Annotated in this window: 16 protein-coding genes; 12 read left to right on the plus strand and 4 right to left on the minus strand. The window is 45.3% G+C overall.

Annotated features, from left to right (window positions below; genetic code table 11):
• Positions 1-68 precede the first annotated feature (68 nt).
• The gene (locus ACR64G_RS01085; protein WP_435979726.1) at positions 69-1913 is read right to left on the minus strand and encodes a tetratricopeptide repeat protein; all 1845 of its coding nucleotides are present in this window, start codon (positions 1911-1913) and stop codon (positions 69-71) included.
• Positions 1914-2323: 410 nt separating this feature from the next.
• Here ACR64G_RS01085 and hemA point away from each other — a divergent pair, with 410 nt between their 5' ends.
• The 8 genes from hemA (at position 2324) to ACR64G_RS01125 (ending at position 12262) form a co-directional block, all read left to right on the plus strand.
• Entirely contained in the window at positions 2324-3646 is a 1323-nt protein-coding gene (gene hemA, locus ACR64G_RS01090; RefSeq protein WP_435979727.1) for a glutamyl-tRNA reductase, read from the plus strand.
• Positions 3647-3820: 174 nt separating this feature from the next.
• Positions 3821-4969 carry an aminotransferase class V-fold PLP-dependent enzyme gene (locus ACR64G_RS01095; protein WP_435979728.1) on the plus strand — a complete coding sequence of 383 codons (1149 nt, stop codon included), beginning with the start codon at positions 3821-3823 and terminating at the stop codon, positions 4967-4969.
• Between the two features lie 171 nt (positions 4970-5140).
• A complete protein-coding gene (locus tag ACR64G_RS01100; RefSeq protein WP_435979729.1) occupies positions 5141-5578 on the plus strand; it encodes a YeeE/YedE family protein in 438 nt (145 codons plus the stop codon).
• Positions 5579-5628: 50 nt separating this feature from the next.
• Positions 5629-6048, plus strand: a complete 420-nt coding sequence (locus tag ACR64G_RS01105; protein WP_435979730.1) for a DUF6691 family protein — start codon at positions 5629-5631, stop codon at positions 6046-6048.
• Positions 6049-6352: 304 nt separating this feature from the next.
• Positions 6353-8509, plus strand: a complete 2157-nt coding sequence (locus tag ACR64G_RS01110) for an FAD-dependent oxidoreductase (RefSeq protein WP_435979731.1) — start codon at positions 6353-6355, stop codon at positions 8507-8509.
• Between the two features lie 258 nt (positions 8510-8767).
• Positions 8768-9286 (plus strand): hypothetical protein, encoded by a 519-nt coding sequence (locus tag ACR64G_RS01115; RefSeq protein WP_435979732.1) that lies wholly within the window; start codon positions 8768-8770, stop codon positions 9284-9286.
• A gap of 302 nt (positions 9287-9588) precedes the next feature.
• Positions 9589-10794: a serine hydrolase domain-containing protein gene (locus tag ACR64G_RS01120; RefSeq protein ID WP_435979733.1), complete on the plus strand. Its 1206-nt coding sequence runs from the start codon at positions 9589-9591 to the stop codon at positions 10792-10794.
• 355 nt (positions 10795-11149) lie between these two features.
• Positions 11150-12262 carry an alkene reductase gene (locus tag ACR64G_RS01125; protein WP_435979734.1) on the plus strand — a complete coding sequence of 371 codons (1113 nt, stop codon included), beginning with the start codon at positions 11150-11152 and terminating at the stop codon, positions 12260-12262.
• A gap of 87 nt (positions 12263-12349) precedes the next feature.
• Here the strand turns inward: ACR64G_RS01125 and ACR64G_RS01130 are convergent, their stop codons facing one another.
• The 3 genes from ACR64G_RS01130 to ACR64G_RS01140 all read right to left on the minus strand — a co-directional run bounded on the left by ACR64G_RS01130 (position 12350) and on the right by ACR64G_RS01140 (position 16568).
• Positions 12350-13966 (minus strand): carboxypeptidase regulatory-like domain-containing protein, encoded by a 1617-nt coding sequence (locus tag ACR64G_RS01130; protein ID WP_435979735.1) that lies wholly within the window; start codon positions 13964-13966, stop codon positions 12350-12352.
• 228 nt (positions 13967-14194) lie between these two features.
• Positions 14195-15142 (minus strand): pirin family protein, encoded by a 948-nt coding sequence (locus tag ACR64G_RS01135; protein ID WP_435979736.1) that lies wholly within the window; start codon positions 15140-15142, stop codon positions 14195-14197.
• A gap of 121 nt (positions 15143-15263) precedes the next feature.
• Positions 15264-16568 (minus strand): NAD(P)/FAD-dependent oxidoreductase, encoded by a 1305-nt coding sequence (locus ACR64G_RS01140; RefSeq protein ID WP_435979737.1) that lies wholly within the window; start codon positions 16566-16568, stop codon positions 15264-15266.
• A gap of 432 nt (positions 16569-17000) precedes the next feature.
• Between ACR64G_RS01140 and ACR64G_RS01145 the strand changes: the two genes are divergently transcribed.
• The 4 genes from ACR64G_RS01145 to ACR64G_RS01160 are packed head-to-tail and all read left to right on the plus strand — an operon-like array spanning position 17001 to position 20632.
• Positions 17001-17879: a branched-chain amino acid ABC transporter permease gene (locus ACR64G_RS01145; protein ID WP_435979738.1), complete on the plus strand. Its 879-nt coding sequence runs from the start codon at positions 17001-17003 to the stop codon at positions 17877-17879.
• Positions 17880-17928: 49 nt separating this feature from the next.
• Positions 17929-19026: a branched-chain amino acid ABC transporter permease gene (locus ACR64G_RS01150; protein ID WP_435979739.1), complete on the plus strand. Its 1098-nt coding sequence runs from the start codon at positions 17929-17931 to the stop codon at positions 19024-19026.
• Complete coding sequence (locus ACR64G_RS01155) at positions 19023-19790, plus strand: ABC transporter ATP-binding protein (RefSeq protein ID WP_435979740.1); 768 nt, start codon at positions 19023-19025, stop codon at positions 19788-19790. The genes ACR64G_RS01150 and ACR64G_RS01155 overlap by 4 nt, the downstream gene beginning before the upstream one ends.
• On the plus strand, positions 19790-20632 hold the full coding sequence (locus tag ACR64G_RS01160; RefSeq protein ID WP_435979741.1) for an ABC transporter ATP-binding protein: 843 nt from the start codon (positions 19790-19792) through the stop codon (positions 20630-20632). The genes ACR64G_RS01155 and ACR64G_RS01160 overlap by 1 nt, the downstream gene beginning before the upstream one ends.
• The last annotated feature ends 3 nt before the right edge of the window (positions 20633-20635 follow it).

Consider the following 20635-nt stretch of genomic DNA (forward strand, 5'->3'; position numbering starts at 1 on the left):
TACTCAGTTATGCCTTTTATTGAGTACATTGTTCTCAAGACATTTGTACTGTTGGTAACGGACGAGAATCAATAAAGCTGTATGCGGTCATTGACGTTTTGTTGCCCAAAAGAGAAGCGCTTTTGTAAATCCTCTAACAAAATTTTGACCTGGTTGTCATTACCTAAGCCTTGATAAGCCCGCAGTAGTAGTACTCCAGACTCTAGTGTCGGTAGGACGTCATAAGGTGTCTGCAAATAGCTTATCACCTGCGCGTACTCGTCATTGGCCAGTGCATTATCAGCGAGTACATTGAGCGCTTGCAAGTGCAAGTTGTTATCGTAGCGCGGGTCGTCATAGCGGATTTGAACAATGGCTTGTGCTAAGGCAATGCCTTGCTGAGATTGACGGTTATTGGCTAAGAGTAATTGCGCGTAGCTAAGCTTATAAGCTAAATGGTTCGGGTCAAGCCCCTGCAAGTGATTGAGTAAAGTACGCTTGATCACATAATCGCTGCGATTATCAAGGAGTTGTACGCGCGCAAATAATAGGTCTTCGTTATCTGGATGCTCGCGGCTGGCGCGTGATAGTAGCGCTAGGGCCTTATCTTTTTGATCCTGCTGCCATAAGATATCAGCCTGCAAGATATAAGCTTCAGGTGCAAACATCTCAAACTGCTGACGTAGTTCCTCAAGCGTTGCGATAGCGGCTTCAGTATTATTGTCATTGAGCTCAAAGGCGACTACTTTTTTGCGTGCTGCGAGTACTAGATCCTCTTGCATAACGCCATTTAGGTAGTATTTGGCCTGAGCAAAGCGCTGCTGACGCTCGGCACTAATGCCCAAATAGTAGTAGGCTTGATCAAGATAACTTGTACTCTTTGCCAGTTGGTTCAACAGAGTATCTGCACTGCTATATTCTTCTATATCTAGACTGACCAAGGCTGCAAGCAAAGTAATCTCTGCATCATCAAAACGCCCATTGGCATTAAGAAGCAGATCCCAAGCTTGACGGCTTTGACCTAAGTCAAGAAGGTAACGGATTTCGTATAGGTATAGGCTTTTATTAGAGGGACTGCGTAAGCGCGCTTGACTAAGATACTCAGTAACCACGTCTGGAGATTCAAGTTTGCGCAGGATATCCGCTTTTAAAGTGATAAAAGGAACGTAGTCTGGTTGACGAACCAAAGCGCGATCAATATGTACAAGTGCCATTTTGGGCTCATCAAATTGCAACAATAAACCGGCCTTTAGCACCGATAATGACGCGTTCTGTTTGCTATCGATGAGTTGCAAAGCTGCCAGTAGTTCGCGTCTGTCCTCGTCTGCTTCAGGGTAGATACCGACTAAAACTTCGCTCAAATCAGCCCTTGGGTCATCTCGCAAAATAAGCGTAAGCGTTTGAGCGGCTAAGTTGTAATCGTGAGCCTTGAGTGCTAAATGAGCGACATAGAACCAAGCAGGCACGTGTTCAGGATTGCGCTCTTGCCACGCCTTGGCAAACGCTAAAGAGGACTCAAAACCTTCACCGCGCAGAGATAAGCTAAGCGCCCTCTCAAACACAGGCGTGGCGTTTTCTTTAAAAGATTGTTGTTTATAGATAGTAAGCGCACGAGGCATATCGCCACGATCCGCTGCAAATTCAGCATTTAGTAGCGCATACAAGCTTGGCTCGTCACGAGGGGATGAATCTGTGACTAAGACATCGGTGGCGCTATTGACAGCGCCATCTATTACCTCAATATTGCGAGTAATCGAGACAGAAATATTAGGGTCAGCCGCCAGCGCAGGTGCGCCTAAGTATAAACAGGCGCTTAGCATTAGAGCCAACTTGTGCTGGTGGCACAGACGATCGACAATCTTGCGCCATAACGCTTGAAGGTTAAAATCATCATGCACACGCTGTAAATGTAACGAAGTACCAAAAAGTTTCATAGAAAACAGTATTCGCCTATAGTGTGTCTAAAAGTGTCTATCAAAAAAGTATGACTTTAAGACATGCCACTCTGCGCTGAACTAAAAGTGACTTTGTAAGTAGGCTCATTATAAGAGTAGAAGATTACGATTAACAATAGCGTCCTTGTTAAGCAAAAAATTAAGTAATAAGTGAGTCTGCTAAACAATACCGATGCCTCTTATAAATGACTACTCAGATGCATGGTGGTAGTTGATTTGTCGCCTGAGCGCCCAGATAAAGATAAATAGCATTAGGGTCAGAGGGTAGGTATTAAATTAACCCTATAAGAGTGATATAATAGATAACTTTTAGTGTATGTATTCAATAGCTGCCCTTTATAGACCAAGTTATTGCTTGGTGGGCGCATGACGTAGACGGTCTGTCGATAATGAGATTAGTGGTCATCGGGGTCAATCACAAAACCGCACCAGTCGCTCTACGTGAGCGCTTGGCACTTATTGGTGAGGATGTCACTACCGCGCTTGAGCAGTTAGAGCGTTTTACTGATGGTAGCGTGATTGTCTCAACATGCAACCGTACTGAGATCTATGCTTTGGTACCAAAGGAAGATGATACAAGCTCTGCGATGTCGATATCATCGGCTGCGGTGAATGCGCACGTGTTACGGATAAAAAATTGGCTTGCCAACTTTAAGCGTATAGCGTTGAGCGATATCAATGACTATCTATACGTGCACTGCGATACTCATGCGTTGACGCATTGGCTACGGGTTGCCGCAGGCCTAGACTCTATGATATTAGGTGAGCCGCAGATACTAGGTCAAATCAAGCAAGCCGTGCATCTGGCGCAAAACGGACAGGCGCTTACTACGCAACTGGGCTGGATTGTTGATCAAGTGTTTGCGTCAGCCAAGCGCGTGCGCAATGAGACTCAAGTGGGCGCGCAAGCGGTATCGCTTGGGTTTGCAGCAGCCAAGCTCTCCACCCAGATATTTGATAACCTGCCCAGTCGCACCTTGCTAGTCGTTGCCGCAGGCGAGATGAACCGTTTGGTGGCAACCCACATCGCAGGTCTAGGTATTGGACGTGTGATCATCTGTAATCGCAGTTCTGAACGCGCGCAAATATTAGCTGATGAGCTGCGTAGTGCCAGTTGTCAGGTTGAGGTGCGCCCGCTAAAAGATCTACCGCAAGTGCTGTCTGAGGCTGATATTGTCAGTAGTTGTAGCGGTAGTATGGACTTGTTGATCGATAAAAACATGGTGATGCAAGCGCTCAAACGCCGTCGTTATCAGCCGATGCTCATGGTCGATCTAGCAGTACCACGCGATATCGATGATACTATCAGTCAGATAGATGATGTCTACCTATACTCTGTCGACGACTTACAACATGTGATCGCAGGCAATATTGAGCAGCGCCGCCAAGCGGCTGTGGATGCTGAGCTCTTAGTCAGTCAACTGGTCATTGAGATGGAGCGACGATTCGCTGTGCGTCAAGTAGGGCGAGACATTCAAGAGTATCGTATGCGCACTCATGATCAGGTGGATAAGGTATTAAGTGAATCCATCGCTAAGCTGACAGAGGGTGATACAAGCGCTGAGGACATCGTCATTGAGCTCACAAGGCGTTTGACCCAGACGCTCACGCATGCGCCCTCCAAGCTCATGCGCAAAGCGGCTCGAGAAGGTGATAGTGAATTGCTCAATTTTGTAGTTTCAGGACTTAACGATTCTTATCGCCCGCGCTAGCTTCATGTTTAGTGACTTATGCTTGATACTTATACTTAATAACAGTGATACCCTTTATATAAATTACTCTATTCTACCAACCAGCAAAACTAGCAGTATTTTAGCAAGGTTTGTTTAAAGTTAACTTTAACGCCTTTCATTGTAGTAAATTTAATCCCCAATTAGGAGCACGCCATGACCGCATTACGCCAAGACATCGATCCAAACGGTTTATTAGAGTATTCAGTGGTTTACACTGACCGCGCTTTGAACCACATGTCAAAAGCTTTTCAGCAAGTGATGAATGATTTATCTAGCGATCTAAAATCTGTCTATAACGCTGATGCGGTAGTCATCGTACCTGGTGCAGGTACTTATGGTATGGAAGCGGTTGCCAATCAATTGGCTCGTGACCAAGACTGCTTAATCATTCGTAACGGTTGGTTTAGCTACCGCTGGACGCAGATTTTGGAAAAAGGCAGTTTTGCCAAATCCTCGACAGTACTAACCGCCAACCGTACTGATGCTCTTGATCAAAGCAGCGATACGCCAAAACCTTTTGCGCCAGTTGCTATCGAGGAGGCAGTTGCCAAGATTAAAGCTGAAAAACCTGCGATCGTCTTTGCGCCGCACGTTGAGACTTCAGCAGGTATCATCTTGCCTGATGACTACATCAAAGCCTTGGCTGATGCAACTCATAGCGTTGGCGGCCTACTAGTTATCGATTGTATTGCCTCAGGTTGTGTCTGGCTTGATATGAAGGCTTTGGGCATTGATGTACTCATTAGCGCCCCGCAAAAAGGCTGGAGCAGCACCCCTTGCGCAGGCCTTGTGATGTTGAGCACAGCCGCGATCAAAAGAGTAGAGGAGACTGAGTCTACTAGCTTTAGCTTAGATCTAAAACAATGGCTCACTATCATGCGCGCTTATGAGAATGGCGGTCATGCTTATCATGCGACGATGCCAACCGATGGTCTACGTCAGTTCCGCGATACGATAAATGAGGCCAAAAAAATTGGTTTTGACAAGCTTTGTGACGCGCAGTGGACACTTGGCAAGCGTATTCGCGAAGTACTAGAAGGTAGAGGCGTTGAGAGCGTGGCAGCCAACGGCTTCAAAGCGCCAGGCGTAGTAGTGTGCTATACCGATCGTGATGATATGCATAAAGGTAGCGCCTTTGCTGAGGCAGGTATGCAGATTGCCGCCGGCGTTCCCCTAAAGGTAGGTGAGCCTGAGAGCTTCAAGACTTTCCGCCTAGGTCTGTTTGGTCTCGATAAGCTAACGGATATCGATAACGCAGTGACGCGTTTTGAATCGGTTCTTGATAAGGTGCTTGCCAAATAATAGTTATATTTATTGGAACTTGATTCATTAACAGGTGCTGAGTCTCCTATTTTGGGACTTGGCACTTTTTTTGGCTATTTGTTATATTTTATAATATAATGTTTTTTTATAAATAGATGCTTTCTACATTTACAGGCATCTGACTAGCATATCTTAAATTGAGTAATCATTATGAGCATACAAGTCGATTGGCAAGCTTTTACACCAGTGTCACTAGTGGGCGGTCTAATCATAGGCGTTGCTACCGTAGTGCTGTTACTCGGCATTGGGCGCATCGCTGGTATTAGTGGTATCAGTGCCAGTTTACTCAAGCCCAAACGCGTCGAGCTGTGGCAAGTGTTATTCGTCTTAGGCTTGGTCATCTCGCCGCTACTCTATCAGCTGATAGCACCGCTACCGCCTATGGAAGTGACCAGTTCGCTGCCGTTACTGATTGGCGCAGGTTTGCTGGTTGGCTTCGGTACGCGTCTGGGTTCTGGCTGCACAAGTGGTCATGGCATCTGTGGTAATGCGCGCCTGTCACCGCGCTCGATGGTGGCGACGGTAACCTTTATGCTCTTTGGTATTCTCACCGTTTATATCGGCAGGCAAGTATTGGGCTTAATCTAACGTCGGTTTTATCAAAATAGAAGCAGTATCTAAAGAGAGTGAGGCGAATAATGCTAAAGAATACTATTGGATTACTAGTAGGGTTGATATTCGGGTTTGGTCTGCTGATATCAGGGATGACCAATCCTGAAAAGGTATTAGGATTTTTGGATGTCTTTGGCGCGTGGGATATCTCATTGGCGCTAGTAATGGGCGGCGGTCTAGCAGTGGCTTTGGTTGGTGTACAATTGGCTCGGCGTCAAAAGCTCAGCTGGATTGGGACTGAGATTGATATGCCAAGCAAAACGATCATTACTAAAAGGCTTGTCATCGGTGCCATGCTGTTCGGTATCGGTTGGGGCTTGGTTGGTATTTGCCCAGGTCCAGGCATTGTGTTACTGGGCACAGGAGCGTGGCAAGCCTTTGTATTTATCCCTGCGATGATCGTCGGAATGCTTGCCTTTCAGTGGCTTGAACCAAAAATAAGCTAACGTAAAAAATCTTTAGCGTGTAAAAAGGTGCAGTCTATTCTCTTAGACTGCGCCTTTTTTTGTGTCTTAAACTCAGTTTGGTGTATTTTTTCGCTTCACATTAGCATTCATTATAGCCAGAGATACGTCAAAAGTGAGCTTGTTTTTATGCTTGGTTCATTGAATAACCATGTGCTCAAAACAACACCTGTATTAATCTCACTCATCAGTCGTTTGTCTGCGTAGATGACAATCAAGACGGTGTGTTACGATAGCTATATATGAATTTTCTAGATCACTTTACCTCATTCACAAGGACGACCTTATGAGCGCCAGCACTTCAGCTAACAGCACTGCCAGCACCCAAAGCAAGATAGACACTACCAATGCCAATGAGCACTATCCGCATTTGTTTGAGCCATTAGATCTAGGCTTTACCACGCTCAAAAACCGTGTGGTTATGGGTTCTATGCACACCGGTTTAGAGGATCGCTTTTATAACTATGGCAAGCTTGCAGCCTATTTCGCTGAGCGTGCCAAAGGCGGTGTGGCGATGATGATAACGGGCGGTATATCTCCCAACCGCGAAGGCTGGCTACTCCCTGCAGGCGGCACGATGAATACAAGAGCTGACGTCATCAATCACCAACGCGTGACGCGCGCCGCACACAAGTACGATAGCAAAATCATTATGCAAATCCTGCACAGTGGTCGCTACGGTTATCATCCGTTTATCGTCTCATCTAGCCCCACAAAATCACCCATTACGCCATTTAAACCACGCAAAATGAGCGTCAAAAACATTGAGCAAACGGTTGAAGACTATGCACGCGCGGCTAAATTAGCCAAGCAGGCAGGTTACGACGGTGTGGAGATCATGGGCTCTGAGGGCTATTTGCTCAATCAGTTCTTATCCAGCCATGTTAATCAGCGTGATGATGAGTATGGCGGTGATATCAAAGGACGTATGAAACTTGCCGTCGATATCGTAAAAGCGGTGCGTGCTGCGGTTGGCGAAGATTTTATTATCGTATTTCGCTTATCTGTCATTGATTTGGTCAAAGACGGCAACGTTATGGACGAGGTCATCACCGTTGCCAAAGCGCTAGAAGCCGCTGGCGTCACCATCATGAATACGGGTATTGGCTGGCATGAAGCGCGCGTACCGACTATTGTGACTAGCGTGCCGCGTGCCGCTTTCGTTGATTTCTCAGCTGAGATCAAAAAACATATCAGCATTCCGATGATGGCGGCGAACCGTATCAATATGCCAAATACGGCAGAGAATATCGTTGAGAGCGGTCAAGCTGATCTCATCCAAATGGCGCGCCCGTTCCTCGCTGATGCGCATTGGGTCAATAAAGCCAAAGACGGTCAAGCCGATCGCATCAATACCTGCATCGCCTGTAACCAAGCCTGTCTGGATCATACCTTTGAGAATAAGCGCTCAACCTGCTTGGTCAATCCACAAGCCTGTCATGAGACTGAACTGGTGTACAAAAAGACCAAAAAACCGCAAAAAGTTGCGGTCGTCGGCGGCGGCGTTGCGGGCATGTCAGCGGCGCACGTCGCAGCATTACGTGGTCATGAAGTCACGCTATTTGAAGCTCGTGATATCTTGGGCGGGCAGTTTAACTATGCCAAAGTCATCCCAGGTAAAGAAGAATTCTTTGAAACTATTCGCTACTACATCAATGAGCTTGAGCACTTAGGCGTTACTATCAAACTTAATACCAAAGTTGATAAAGCGATGCTAAATGACGGTAAGTTTCAACACGTCGTTGTCGCAACGGGCGTCGTACCGAAGAGCTTGGCGGGTAAACTCGAAGGCGCAGACTTACCGCAAGTGATGAGCTATGCTGAACTGCTATCAGGCGAAAAATCAGTCGGCGATACGGTTGCAGTCATCGGTGCAGGCGGCGTTGGGTTCGATGTCAGCGAGTACCTGACCGCTCGTCATGGTCAGCCATTAGATGAGCTGTCTCCTGAGACGCTAAAAGACCCAAGCTACCGCCCAAAACCACAATCTGTCGAGGAGTGGCGCGAAGAGTGGGGCGTTACCTCTGATATGAACTATCAAAGCGATGGTGGCCTGATCAAACCTGAAGGCATTACCCCTATTCGTCAAGTGTACCTGATGCAACGTACCAAAGGCCGCTTGGGTAGTGGTCTTAATAAGACCTCAGGTTGGGTCCATCGCGCTCATATCAAATCCCACGGCGTCATCCAAGTCTCAGGCGTTCAGTATGACAAAATCACCAACGAAGGTGTTTGGGTGACCAACGACCAAGGCCAAAGCCAGCTACTGCGTGTCGATAGCGTCGTGGTCTGCGCAGGTCAAGAGTCCGTGGTTGAACTGATGCCGAATGTTGGCGATGCACCAGATGCACAATATCATCTCATCGGTGGGGCAAAACTCGCCGCAGAGCTTGATGCCAAACGCGCCATTCGTGATGGGGCAGAGGTTGCGGTGTTGATTTAGGGTTTGATTTAAAGTTGTAGTGTAAGATTAGCAGACGGTAGGGGAGCAATTTCCTGCCGTTTTTTCGTAGGGTGGATTTTATTCTGAAATCATTTTTATGCCATTAAAAAGGAATCTTTATGGTGAGCAAATCTATAATATTAATATCTAACAGGGGGGGGGAGGGTGACCTTTTATCTTCAATCTCTTTGATCGCTTGAAAAAAAATAACCCACTTTGCGCTTGCCAACATATAGATGAGGAAGGAATATAATACTTATGGATAAACTTAGAGAAATGATTGATTCATTTAACAAGTCAATTACAGTTTTAAACCAGTCTGGTTATGATAAACAAAGCTTACTTTTGTTTTTGACGTATTTAGATCAATTAGGATGGTTAATATCACCAAAAAATGAATTCTCAGGCGGTTCTGACTTTAAAAAGTGGATTGACACCTACTGTGATTTGACTAAAGTAGGATGTACATCTACTGATCTATGGAATACCAGATGTTCATTTTTACATATGGGAACTGCTGAACATAAAAACTTCAATAGTGAAAAACATTTCAGATTAGCATTTTATCAAAATATAAGTCTTTCAGACCAAGAGATTTCAAGTGAAGAAAAAAAGTATCCAAGGCCAACTAAGCTAATTAATACATTTGCTTTATATAATTGTGTTAACAATGGGATAGATAGCTTTCTTCAGGCTATAGAGCTTAATGCTACACTAAAGTCATCTGTATTAGATAAATGTGAAAAAATGAATGATTCATATGTTCTGAATAGATAAGCCCAGCCTAAGTAATAGCCGCTAACTAAAAAACCATATTTAGATATCAATAGTCGCCTTGCGATGCGCTTTAGCTCTTACAGTAGCAGCTATCCTGCTCGTTTGGGCGAGTTGCGGTGGTTAGGTTTTGCGGTGGCTCGCAGAGTATGAGATATCACAAACCTTAGCCAACACCTCGCCTAAATGAGCATATATAAACGGAGAGCAGGAAACAGCTTGCTACTCAAAAAAGCCTCCTCACAGAACCCCACATCCATGCTAAATTAAACCCTATCAATCTGCCATATAAAAAGGAATTTAGCATGGCTGTGTTAAAAACTCTATTCAAATGGATCGTTTTACCTATTGTCGCGCTACTCATCGTTGTCAGTTTAGGCTTAGCAGCGACTGGCAATGCTTATATCTTCCGTGGTCTACAGCTGACTTATCTCAAAGGTGAAGCGACTGCCAATATCGATGATTATATCGATTTTGATAACCGTACGATTCGCGCCAAAGACCCAATCACTTGGGAAAAAGATGCCAATTTTGAGCAAGTCAAACTCACGCCCACTTTGCAAAGTGCCTTAGATACGGATGAGACCGTCGCCTTTGCGATTATCAAAGATGGCAAGCTCATGTATGAGAACTACTGGCAAGGCTACGGTAGCGACTCGCATACCAACAGCTTCTCTATCGCAAAAAGTGTCGTGACGATGCTGTATCTCAAAGCCGTAGAGGACGGTTATATAGGTAGTATTGATGAGCCGATTACTAGGTGGCTACCAGAATATGCGGATAGTCAATACGCACAGAGATGTACCCTTGCCGATTTATCAGCGATGACCTCAGGCTATGATTGGACGGAGGATTATTACTTCCCTATTAACCCGACCGCTGAATCTTATTACGGCCATGATTTGGTCAAGCAAATGGTCAGTCGTGATTTTGTTGAGCCTTGCGGTGGTCAGTTCGAATACTCGTCAGGCGATACGCAAATGCTAGGTATCGCATTATCGAGAGCGTTAGAAGCTCATGGCTACACTATCTCTAGTTACCTACAAGAGAAGTTTTGGCAGCCCCTTGGGATGCAAGGCGACGCCTATTGGTCGCTCGATGGCGCTGAGAATATTGAAAAGGTCTATTGCTGTCTCAATGCCAGTGCGCTCGACTTTGCTAAATTTGGGCAGTTATTATTAAATGGTGGCGAGTGGCAAGGAGAGCAATTACTGAGCAAAGAGCACGTTAATTTTATGATTACGCCCAATACAGCCGCATTCCCAGACGGTCAGGCGCCAATCTACGGACACTCGGTGTGGACGGATATGGATAGTCCAATTCCGTTTTATGCGATGCTGGGTCATTTGGGGCAGCGCGTACTAGTGTTACCAGAAGAGAATATAGTTATCGTGAGACTTGGCAAGCAAAAGGGAAAACCTGTGCCAATAGAGGGCTTTCATTTAGAGCCTGATTTGGGTCAATATGTGACCGAGGTTAAGGCTATGATTGATGAGCTGACGGTGGAGTAGTTTTAGGGCTACATCGTAGCGCAAAGGCTTTGTTCGTTTCTAAAAAAAGACGTTTGATGAATACTATTATCAAGCGTCTTTTTTTTGCTAAAACCATGTTTCATAGTTAAGATTAACTTTATTAAACAGTAGAATTGATAAATTATAATTGAATATACAGTCTTATTCTCCATAATATAGTTCAACAGCCAATGAGATGTCTTACTTACCCGTTGTATTATTCAACCGTAAGTATAGATACATTTTATTTACTCAATGACTCATAAACTTTTCAGAGTCAGTAGCAGATTACTTTATAGTACTGAATCTACAGTATTGAACATTTATTTATAACAACAATCAAGGCACTTCTATTATGGCACATGATAATCTATTTGAACCCGTAAAAATGGGCACCCAAACTCTAAAAAACCGCATTATTATGGCACCCCTCACGCGTCTGCGTGCGGTTGAGCCAGGCGATGTACCAACGGCTTTGGCTGGTGAATATTACTCGCAGCGCGCTGCTGGTGCAGGTCTTGTGATTGCAGAGGCAACGCAAGTGTCGTTTCAGGCCAAAGGGTACGCAGGCGCACCAGGTGTGCACACTCAAGATCAGATGACGGCGTGGAAAGCTATCGTCGACAACGTCCATGCCAAAGGCGGCAAGATCGTCGTTCAGCTATGGCATACCGGCCTTGTATCGCATGATAGCGTACAACCCGATGGCAAAGCGCCAATATCAGCATCAGATGTAGAAGTCGGCGCTCGTACATCATTGCGTGACAGCGATAATCAAGCGATCCGCGTTGAGACGACGCCGCCACGTCCAGCGACGCTCGATGAAATTGAGCAAGTTGTCAAAGATTTTGCTCACGCGACCAAAACAGCACGTGAAGCAGGATTTGATGGGGTAGAAGTACATGGCGCTCATGGCTATCTATTGCATCAGTTTTGGGTTGAGCAAACCAACAAGCGTGAGGATGAATATGGCGGTAGTCGTGAGAACCGCGCGCGCTTGACCTTGGATATCATTGACGCTTGTGTTGAAGTGTGGGACAACGATCATGTGGGTGTTAGACTCTCGCCACAAGGGACGTTTAACGCAGTAGAAGCGGGCTATGATGAAGATGACAATATTTGGATAATTGAGCAAATAAACAAGCGCGATTTGATGTATCTTCACTTGTCTGAGCCAGATTGGGCAGGTGGCACGCCTTATAATGACGGTTTCCGTCAGCGCATTCGTGAGGCTTTTGACAATATGATTATTGCCGCTGGTGGTTACGATGCCAAAAAAGCAGAAAGAAACGTGCGCGAAGGCTACATCGATGCTGCCGCTTTTGGTCGTGATTTTATCGCTAATCCTGATCTAGCGGATCGTATCCGCCAAGATGCGCCGCTCAATGAGCAGCATCCAGAGAGCTTCTACGGTGGCGGCGCTGAGGGTTATACGGACTATCCGTATTTGGATCAAAAACAAGCCTAAGTTTTAATAGATTGAGACAGTAAAAGCCGCCTTACTATAATAGTAAGGCGGCTTTTTTAACGTCAAAAACTAGCCATTCAAAATAGTTTAGGGGGCAACGCAGTAACGAGGAGTAGATTCGACAACTTCAAACGTATCCAATGCCTCATCATCTGTCAGCCATCGATTTACAGATTCATAAGTGATATTACAGCGTTCATCAACGACTAAGTCAAAAGAATACCAAAATATACTATCGATATTATTGTCATTCAATGTCGGTGTCAGCGTACGACTACGAATAGTCGGACCAGTTAAGAATACGTTAACAGGAGAGTTTTTGAGTCCCGGGTTCTTTGTTTCGCTAAAATTCTCAACACCATAACGATAGCGTCCGATCATTAAATTACGTACGGTTATAAATTCGGGACCGAAGCTATCAGTATCATCGATATCTAAATTGGCGAATGGTGCTGCACTCAACCTACCTTCATTACCGAAAAAAATATGATCTCCAGAAGGCGTTAGTAAATGTGAGTCCACATCCTCTGGCTGCGCGCCCCAAGTTAGGCGAATGGATAGATTATCGTTCTCTGTGCTAACCGTTAAGCAACCATCAGTAATACGGTAGTTACCGTTTGCGGTAACGATAGATTTGGCATTAGACGTACGGTTGCCATTTTGAGCAAGAACTAGCATTTTACTGTCACGGCGTACTGGTAATGAGAAATCACCATTACTATTAGTTGCCGCAGTAGTAATAGCAGAATAGTTGATACCGTCGCCTTTTACTAGCGCATTATTAATTCGAACGCCGTCAGTATCTGCAACACAACCGATAACATTGATAGTATCCATAGCGACATCAACGTTCCAAGCTCCTATTTCATCGACATCAGCAGTATAAACCTGTGTACCGTCAACCAAAGTTTGTAATCTTGCCGTACTGGTTTGAACCCAACCTTGCTGTAGAGCATTATAAAAGAACAAAGGTAACTGCGCTTGTAAAGGTGCTAAGCTTCTAGTTGATACAGGAATGACCAATGACGCCATATTACCTTCTACTAGTACTAGATTATTATTGTCCTCATCTTGAGCGGTAATAATGAGTGCGCCCCAGCTCTCCATAAAGCCGCCGCCCACGATACCGTATCCTCCTGGCATCTCTTCTGAATCAACGCTTGGCGTTACGACATCCATACTAACAGTGACCTTACCTACGATAGGTTGTCCATCAGCACGTTGTAAGGCATTGGCAGGAATGCGTACTTGTGCGCCCAAATCTTCAACCACTAAGTTAAATGCTTCAGAGGCAATTTGAGTCACTGACACAATAGTAGGGTCGTTGTTGAGCTGATACTCTACTTCTAGTACGGTACTATTAGATACCGATGTTGTAAAGGTACGCTCTGGATATCCTTCAGCAGTAATGAGTAAAGTTACCGCTTCGCCTATTTTCAGGTTATCAAGTTGAAAATTGCCATTAGCATCACTGGTGTATTGCTGTCCTGCTACAGTAATCATAGCGTTTACTATCGGCTCTAGGCTTATTTGATCGACTACGGTTCCTAATAGGTTTCCTGTAGTCTCACTAGGATTGGTTGGATTATTTACGTTAGGAGTTGTGTTTGAGTTACTGTTTGAATCATCGTTACAGCCTACTAGTACTAGGGCTGCCGTGATACCTATAGCAAGTATACGATGAGATTTATTTTTCTGAAGCATAAAAGTCTCTTTGTGGTAGTTGTCGTCAGATCGAACAGCTGATGGTAAAAATAAATACTAAATTTAGCGAACAAATGTTATATTAACATAGCGTAAACAATTGAGAAACAAACTTTTGTGGAAGGTACAGTTTTCTGATTCAGAAACTAAGTCGACAAAAAGCCGCCTTATAACAATAAGGCGGCTTTTTTATATTAGTAACGTTTATTAATCAGAAACCACTATCAGCTAAATAAAATTCCCCGTTTGATAATCATGAAAGGTTTGCTTGATCTCAGCCTGCGTGTTCATAACAAATGGGCCATAACCTGCTACGGGCTCACCGATAGGCTCACCGCTCATAAGCAAGAGTTTGGCAGGCACCAAATTACTATCGTTGTTTTTGTTATTATCGCTTACTTGATAAGTTAAGGTAATCGCATCCGTAGCGCTCCGTCCCTGTTCATTAGCCTCAGCGAACTGAACCAGCTTGCCGGCATCAACTAGCATGCCATTGATAAGTAGCTCTCCTTGTTGCACTAGTATCATAACGTTATGGGTGCTTGGCACGTGTAGCGTGGTTGAGCCCTCGCTATCTAACTCGATGTCCCACAAATTAATCGGCGTAAAGGTGGAGGCAATACCCGCTTCCCCTTGCAAGTCACCTGCGATAATAGCGGCTCTACCAACTGATTTATCACTGCTGCTGGTTAGCTGAACAACCGCCATATCATCGCGTTTAAGCGTCTGATATTTGGCATCAGTGAGCTTGTGTTTTTTGGGCAAATTAACCCACAGCTGCACCATACTAAAGACGCCGCCATTTTGTCCAAAATTTGGCGAGTGAAACTCTTCGTGAATAATACCGCGACCTGCGGTCATCCATTGCACATCACCTTTTAGGATATCACCGCGTCCACCAGTTGAATCTGCATGGCTAATCTCGCCATCATAAGCGATAGTTACTGTCTCAAAACCTTTGTGCGGATGCTGACCGACACCATGTGGCTCACTTTCGTAATTTGGATTGGGCGCAAAGTCCATAGGCTCGCTATAATCGAGCATCAAAAACGGATCGCTATGCGCGTAATTGAAGTCAGGTGTACCGTTGGCGTAATTAATAAAGGGCTTCACGTAAAAGCCATCACCAACCCAGTGAGAAGGTTTGTCACCGTGAATGTGTTGAATTTGACGCATATGTCGCCTCGTAGTTATAGTTAATTACGATATTATCAAACCATTATTATTAATAATATCTACATCTATGAGTTGATATATAGTGTATATCTACACGGTTATCAAGGGTGAATATACTTAATTAAACCACTTTACCGCAGACAAAACCACTGGCCCACGCCCATTGAAAGTTGTAACCGCCAAGCCAGCCTGTGACATCGAGCACCTCACCGATAAAGTATAGATCTTTTTGCAATCGACTTTGCATGGTTTTAGAGGATACCTCATCCGTCTTAATACCGCCGCGTGTCGCCTCAGCAGTGCGATAGCCTTCGGTGCCTGAGGGTTTGAGCTGCCAGCCATTGATAGCATCTCCAAGCTCGCTTAAGCGCTCATCTTTTATATTAGCAATCTCGATATCTTTAATATTATCCCACAATGTTGATTGCAAAGCCGCGAGTAGCTTTTTAGGTAAAGCATTATCGGTATGCTCAGACAAAACCGTACGGATAAGCTGTTTGGGATGAGACTTTTTATGCAAGAGGAGTAGGGCTGCGACATCGATATCAGGCAGCAGATCAATGTGGATATTCTCGCCCGTCTGCCAGTAGTTGGATAGCTGGAGCATAGCAGGACCAGACAGACCGCGATGAGTAAACAGCAGCGGGAGTTTGAATGAGGTGCGCTCATTACGGGCAACGACAGGGAGACTAATACCAGCTAAAGCTCGGATAAGCTCGCCCGTTTGATCTGTAAAGGTAAAGGGCACAAGGCTTGCATCAGTCATTACTAACGTATGACCAAATTGCTGCGCCAGCTCGTAGCCCAGACCACTTGCGCCCATCGTTGGAATAGATAGACCACCGGTTGCCACCACTAGCGACTCACAGCTATAGTTATTAGATGAGGGCTTGACGTCATTAGCGATATCTTTTTTACTGAGTTTTCTGCTAGTCGATAGCGCAAAGTTTTTGTGCCTGTCATCAGTGACGACTACTTTATCGATCTGAGTATTAATACGGATTTGCACCCCTGCCGCCGCGCATTCATCAAGTAACATAGTGACGATATCTTGCGCAGAATCATCGCAGAATAGCTGACCGTGCTCACGCTCATGATAAGCGATATTATGCGCCTCAACCATGCCAATAAATTCCCAACTGGGATAACGGCTCAGTGCTGACTTGCAAAAGTGTGGATTGTCACTGACGAAGTGCTCAGGCTCAACGAAATAATTGGTAAAGTTGCAACGACCACCGCCCGACATGAGGATTTTTTTGCCGACCTTGTTGGCATGATCGAGCACCAGTACCCGGCGACCTTGGCGACCAGCGGTAAGCGCGCAGTATAAGCCTGAGGCACCAGCGCCAATAATAATGACATCGAATTGATGATCTAATTTAACTGTTGGCGCTTGGCTTGGTGCTTGGCTTGGTGTTTGACTCATGATGATAACTTCTAGAATAGAGATAGATAAAAATAGGGGTAGATCAATAGTACAGAGGGGTCAAATTATATCACGGTAATCATCGGTACGTTTTGGAGTGATTGCTTTAAGTAACGCGCGTTTAAAGCGATAAAAAGTCATGTCATGTCATGTTTGAGCGAGCTTTCTTTACTAATGTTGTATCGATCAATAACTCTATTAAATAAACTTGTATTCTTTGTGGACAATAATAATTGGTTACTATAAAGTGAAAGCAATAGAGTTAATTGTTAATACTACTGTTGCACGTTTATAGATCACAGTGAATTGATTTTCAAGTCATATTGATTCAAAAAAGTGACGCGCTATAAAAGTATTCATCAAAAAGCCAGCCAATCGAATGGCTTATTTAGGCAGAGTCACGGATGACGATGTTAAGACAAAAGGGAATTTATGGATATCCTACAACTGCTCATTAGCGGGATTGCTAATGGTTGTATATATGGGCTGTTGGCACTAGGTTTTGTACTGATATACAAAGCATCTGAGGCCGTTAATTTTGCCCAAGGCGATATGCTCATGCTCGGTGCCTTTTTAGGCATAGCCTTTATCAATACCAATGAAGCCAACTTTCCTTTCTTATTAGGTATCACCTTTGCTGCCATCATTATGGGCGCATTTGGTTACTTACTTGATCGCTTTGTGCTGCGCGGTATATTTGGTCAACCGCAATTTGCGATGGTGATTCTTACGATCTCACTTGGATTCCTAATGCGCTTTGTCGCCGGTGTCATCTGGGGGCATAGTCCTGTCTCACTACAGACGCCGTTTTCAGGCAAGATGATGGCATTAGGCTCGCTGAGTATCGCTTATGTTGACATTATTATTATCGTATCTACCATCGTACTGACCTCCGTTTTATACTTCTTTTTTGCGCATACGCGGCTTGGCATTGCCATGCAAGCGAGTAGTCAAAACCAAATGGCTGCCTACTACATGGGTATTCCTGTGAAGCGCGTCAATGGTATCGTTTGGGCACTATCTGGTGTCGTTGCAGCACTCGCTGGTATCTTGTTTGCGGCAAAAGGCGCTATTGAGCCCTCTGTCGGATTACTGTTCGGTATCAAGGCCTTTGCCGCGGCAGTAATCGGCGGTCTAGGCTCTTTGCCTGGCGCCTTAGCAGGCGGATTGCTAGTCGGGGTTATAGAGCCCTTTGCAGGCCGTTATCTGCCGTTAGGCCTAAGTCAAATTGCACCTTATGTGGTTATGCTTATTGTCTTAATCGTACGCCCAGGCGGTATCTTTTCTCAGGTCAAACAGAAAAAAGTATAGACGCTTTGAGTCAAGGATGACTAAAATATTTCAAGGATGAGTACTGCCGATGAAAGCCCAGTTTAAACACAGCTATGATCAAGATATTAATATCTTTGAGGACAAACGTGAGCTTATAAAGTATGGCTTGCTTCTCTTGCTCCTGCTAATGGCGCCTTGGTTACTGAGTAACTATTATATTAGTGAGCTGAGTGCCATATTGATTTGGTCCATCTCCGGACTCGGTCTAATGCTCTTAACGGGTCACACCGGACAGGTAAGCTTAGGTCACGCCGCCTTTATGGCAATTGGTGCCTTTAGCCACATGGCACTGATGGCTCGAGGGTGGAATTTTTTCCCTGCGTTAATTGCTTGTGCGCTCATTACTGGAGTTATCGGCGCTATTATTGCCAGACCGATCTTGAGAACGAGTGGTATCTATCTGGCTATCGCGACCTTGGCGCTTAGTATTATTGTCGAAGACGTCGCTATCGTAGCTGAGCCGATTACTGGCGGCATCAGCGGTACCTTTGCCTCTCCGATCAATCTCTTTGGCTATACTATCGATCGCTACATTACCCCAAAGGCCTTTTATTACTTATGCCTTGCGCTCGTGGTGCTCGTCACCTTGGGGTATATCAACCTGCTTAGAAGCGGTACTGGTCGATCCTTCTTAGCTATTAGAGACAGCGAAGTCTCGGCGCGCGCTCTGGGTGTCAATGTACCGCAAGCCAAGACACTTGCCTTTAGTATATCTTGTGCGATTACCGCGATCGGCGGCGCTATGTACGGACATTTCGTGCAAGCGGTCAACTATGAGAGCTTTACCGTTATTATTTCTATAACCATTCTATTGCAGATTGTTATCGGGGGCCTAGGCTCTATACACGGTGCATTTTTCGGTGCCGTCGTCGTCGTCTTGTTACCGCAAGTGATTGCGATCTTAGGCGACGTCGTCGGTCAAAGCACTGGCGCTAGTATCACTAGTATCCCTGGTATTGATACCGCACTATTTGCTCTAGTCATTGTAATCATGATTATCTATGAGCCACGCGGCATGTATGGTATCTGGATAAAAATACGTACTTGGTTTCAGATGTTTCCATTATATCGAAAAGGACTATTTCGCCGCTCCAAAACTTATCTAAAAACGGAGCGTATGCGATGAGCTTATTACAAGTTGACTCCTTATCAATTGCTTTTGGCGGCGTCAAAGCCGTTGACAACATTAGCTTTGAGGTAAACGAGGGTGAGATATTTACGATTGTAGGACCTAATGGCGCAGGCAAATCAACGATTTTTAACTTAATCAGCCGTCTTTATGAGCCGCTTAGTGGTCGCATTACCTTTGACGGCACTGATATTACGACACTGCCTGCTCACGATATCGCTAAATTGGGTATCGCCCGTACCTTTCAGAACATTGAGCTGTTCGATCATTCAAGCGTGTTACAAAACTTGCTGATCGGTCGTCATTCGCAGCGCAACACGTCTTGGATACAGGATATGCTGTTTTTGCCAAAAGTGCGCCGCAGTGAGCGCGAACATCGCTTGCATGTCGAGAAGATTATAGACTTTTTGGAGTTAGCGCCTTATCGAGACAAGCTTATAGCAGGTCTGCCTTATGGCATTAGAAAGGTTGTCGAGATTGCTCGTGCATTGGCCGCCAATCCAAAACTTATCTTACTCGATGAGCCCGCTTCAGGTCTGAGCGTTGAGGAGACCTCTGAGATGGCATGGTGGATTGAGGATATGCAAAAGGATCTTGGTTTGACTATCTTGATGGTAGAGCATGACATGAGCCTTGTAAATCGAGTATCAGATCGAGTGTTGGCAGTTGCCGAAGGTAAGTTTTTGGCTCAGGGTACGGCAGCTGAGGTGCAAGCTAATCCACAGGTTATAGAGGCCTATCTTGGTCAGGAGAGTATCTGATGTCAGCTATTAAGAAACCCATGTCCTCTGCCGCGCCTGCTACTGAGATGAACCTGGTCGACTCTGAAGTTAGGAATAACGTGCTTGAAGTACGAAATTTGGAGTCCGCTTATGGTCCGGTTATGGCGCTGCGAGGCGTGAGTTTAGAAGTACCAGAAGGCAAGGTTGTTACTATTTTGGGCGCTAATGGCGCAGGAAAAACCACCTTGATGAAGACCATCTCTGGCGTCATCAATCCTCGCAAGGGCGCAGTATGGTTCCATGGTGAGCGTATCGACGGTACTGAGCCTGATCGCTTGGTTAAAAAAGGACTCTCGCACGTACCAGAAGGGCGAGAAGTATTTCCGTTCTTGAACGTCGCGGAAAATCTAGCGATGGGCGCTTATACTCGGCGTGATAAAGGTGAAATAAAGCGCGATGTTGAGATGATATATGAGTACTTCCCAATACTCAAAGATCGCCGTACGCAAGCTGCGGGCACGATGTCAGGCGGTCAGCAGCAGATGCTAGCTATCGGGCGCGGCCTGATGTCGCGGCCTTCTCTTATGCTCCTTGATGAGCCCTCTCTTGGACTCTCTCCATTACTTGTACAAGAGATATTTGCCATTATTCGTAGATTAAATAAAGAGCAAGGCGTGACGATTTTGCTGGTTGAGCAAAATGCACGTGTCGCTCTAGCAGCAGCGGATTACGGTTACGTGTTAGAGACAGGGCGTATCGTTATGGCAGGCTCGGCGGATCAATTGATGCACTCTGATGATATTAAAGAGTTCTATTTGGGACAAACCAAAGACAACACTGCGGCAGCCACTCGCTGGAAACGCAAAAAGACTTGGCGATAAGAC

The organism is Psychrobacter sp. DM4 (genome assembly GCF_051307035.1).
In the GTDB taxonomy this organism is placed as follows: domain Bacteria; phylum Pseudomonadota; class Gammaproteobacteria; order Pseudomonadales; family Moraxellaceae; genus Psychrobacter.

What these genes read in the sequence shown, in the direction of transcription:
- ACR64G_RS01085 (WP_435979726.1), bottom strand. Translation starts at nt 1,913, where the DNA reads ATGAAACTTTTTGGTACTTCGTTACATTTACAGCGTGTGCATGATGAT.
- hemA (WP_435979727.1), top strand. Translation starts at nt 2,324, where the DNA reads ATGAGATTAGTGGTCATCGGGGTCAATCACAAAACCGCACCAGTCGCT.
- ACR64G_RS01095 (WP_435979728.1), top strand. Translation starts at nt 3,821, where the DNA reads ATGACCGCATTACGCCAAGACATCGATCCAAACGGTTTATTAGAGTAT.
- ACR64G_RS01100 (WP_435979729.1), top strand. Translation starts at nt 5,141, where the DNA reads ATGAGCATACAAGTCGATTGGCAAGCTTTTACACCAGTGTCACTAGTG.
- ACR64G_RS01105 (WP_435979730.1), top strand. Translation starts at nt 5,629, where the DNA reads ATGCTAAAGAATACTATTGGATTACTAGTAGGGTTGATATTCGGGTTT.
- ACR64G_RS01110 (WP_435979731.1), top strand. Translation starts at nt 6,353, where the DNA reads ATGAGCGCCAGCACTTCAGCTAACAGCACTGCCAGCACCCAAAGCAAG.
- ACR64G_RS01115 (WP_435979732.1), top strand. Translation starts at nt 8,768, where the DNA reads ATGGATAAACTTAGAGAAATGATTGATTCATTTAACAAGTCAATTACA.
- ACR64G_RS01120 (WP_435979733.1), top strand. Translation starts at nt 9,589, where the DNA reads ATGGCTGTGTTAAAAACTCTATTCAAATGGATCGTTTTACCTATTGTC.
- ACR64G_RS01125 (WP_435979734.1), top strand. Translation starts at nt 11,150, where the DNA reads ATGGCACATGATAATCTATTTGAACCCGTAAAAATGGGCACCCAAACT.
- ACR64G_RS01130 (WP_435979735.1), bottom strand. Translation starts at nt 13,966, where the DNA reads ATGCTTCAGAAAAATAAATCTCATCGTATACTTGCTATAGGTATCACG.
- ACR64G_RS01135 (WP_435979736.1), bottom strand. Translation starts at nt 15,142, where the DNA reads ATGCGTCAAATTCAACACATTCACGGTGACAAACCTTCTCACTGGGTT.
- ACR64G_RS01140 (WP_435979737.1), bottom strand. Translation starts at nt 16,568, where the DNA reads ATGAGTCAAACACCAAGCCAAGCACCAAGCCAAGCGCCAACAGTTAAA.
- ACR64G_RS01145 (WP_435979738.1), top strand. Translation starts at nt 17,001, where the DNA reads ATGGATATCCTACAACTGCTCATTAGCGGGATTGCTAATGGTTGTATA.
- ACR64G_RS01150 (WP_435979739.1), top strand. Translation starts at nt 17,929, where the DNA reads ATGAAAGCCCAGTTTAAACACAGCTATGATCAAGATATTAATATCTTT.
- ACR64G_RS01155 (WP_435979740.1), top strand. Translation starts at nt 19,023, where the DNA reads ATGAGCTTATTACAAGTTGACTCCTTATCAATTGCTTTTGGCGGCGTC.
- ACR64G_RS01160 (WP_435979741.1), top strand. Translation starts at nt 19,790, where the DNA reads ATGTCAGCTATTAAGAAACCCATGTCCTCTGCCGCGCCTGCTACTGAG.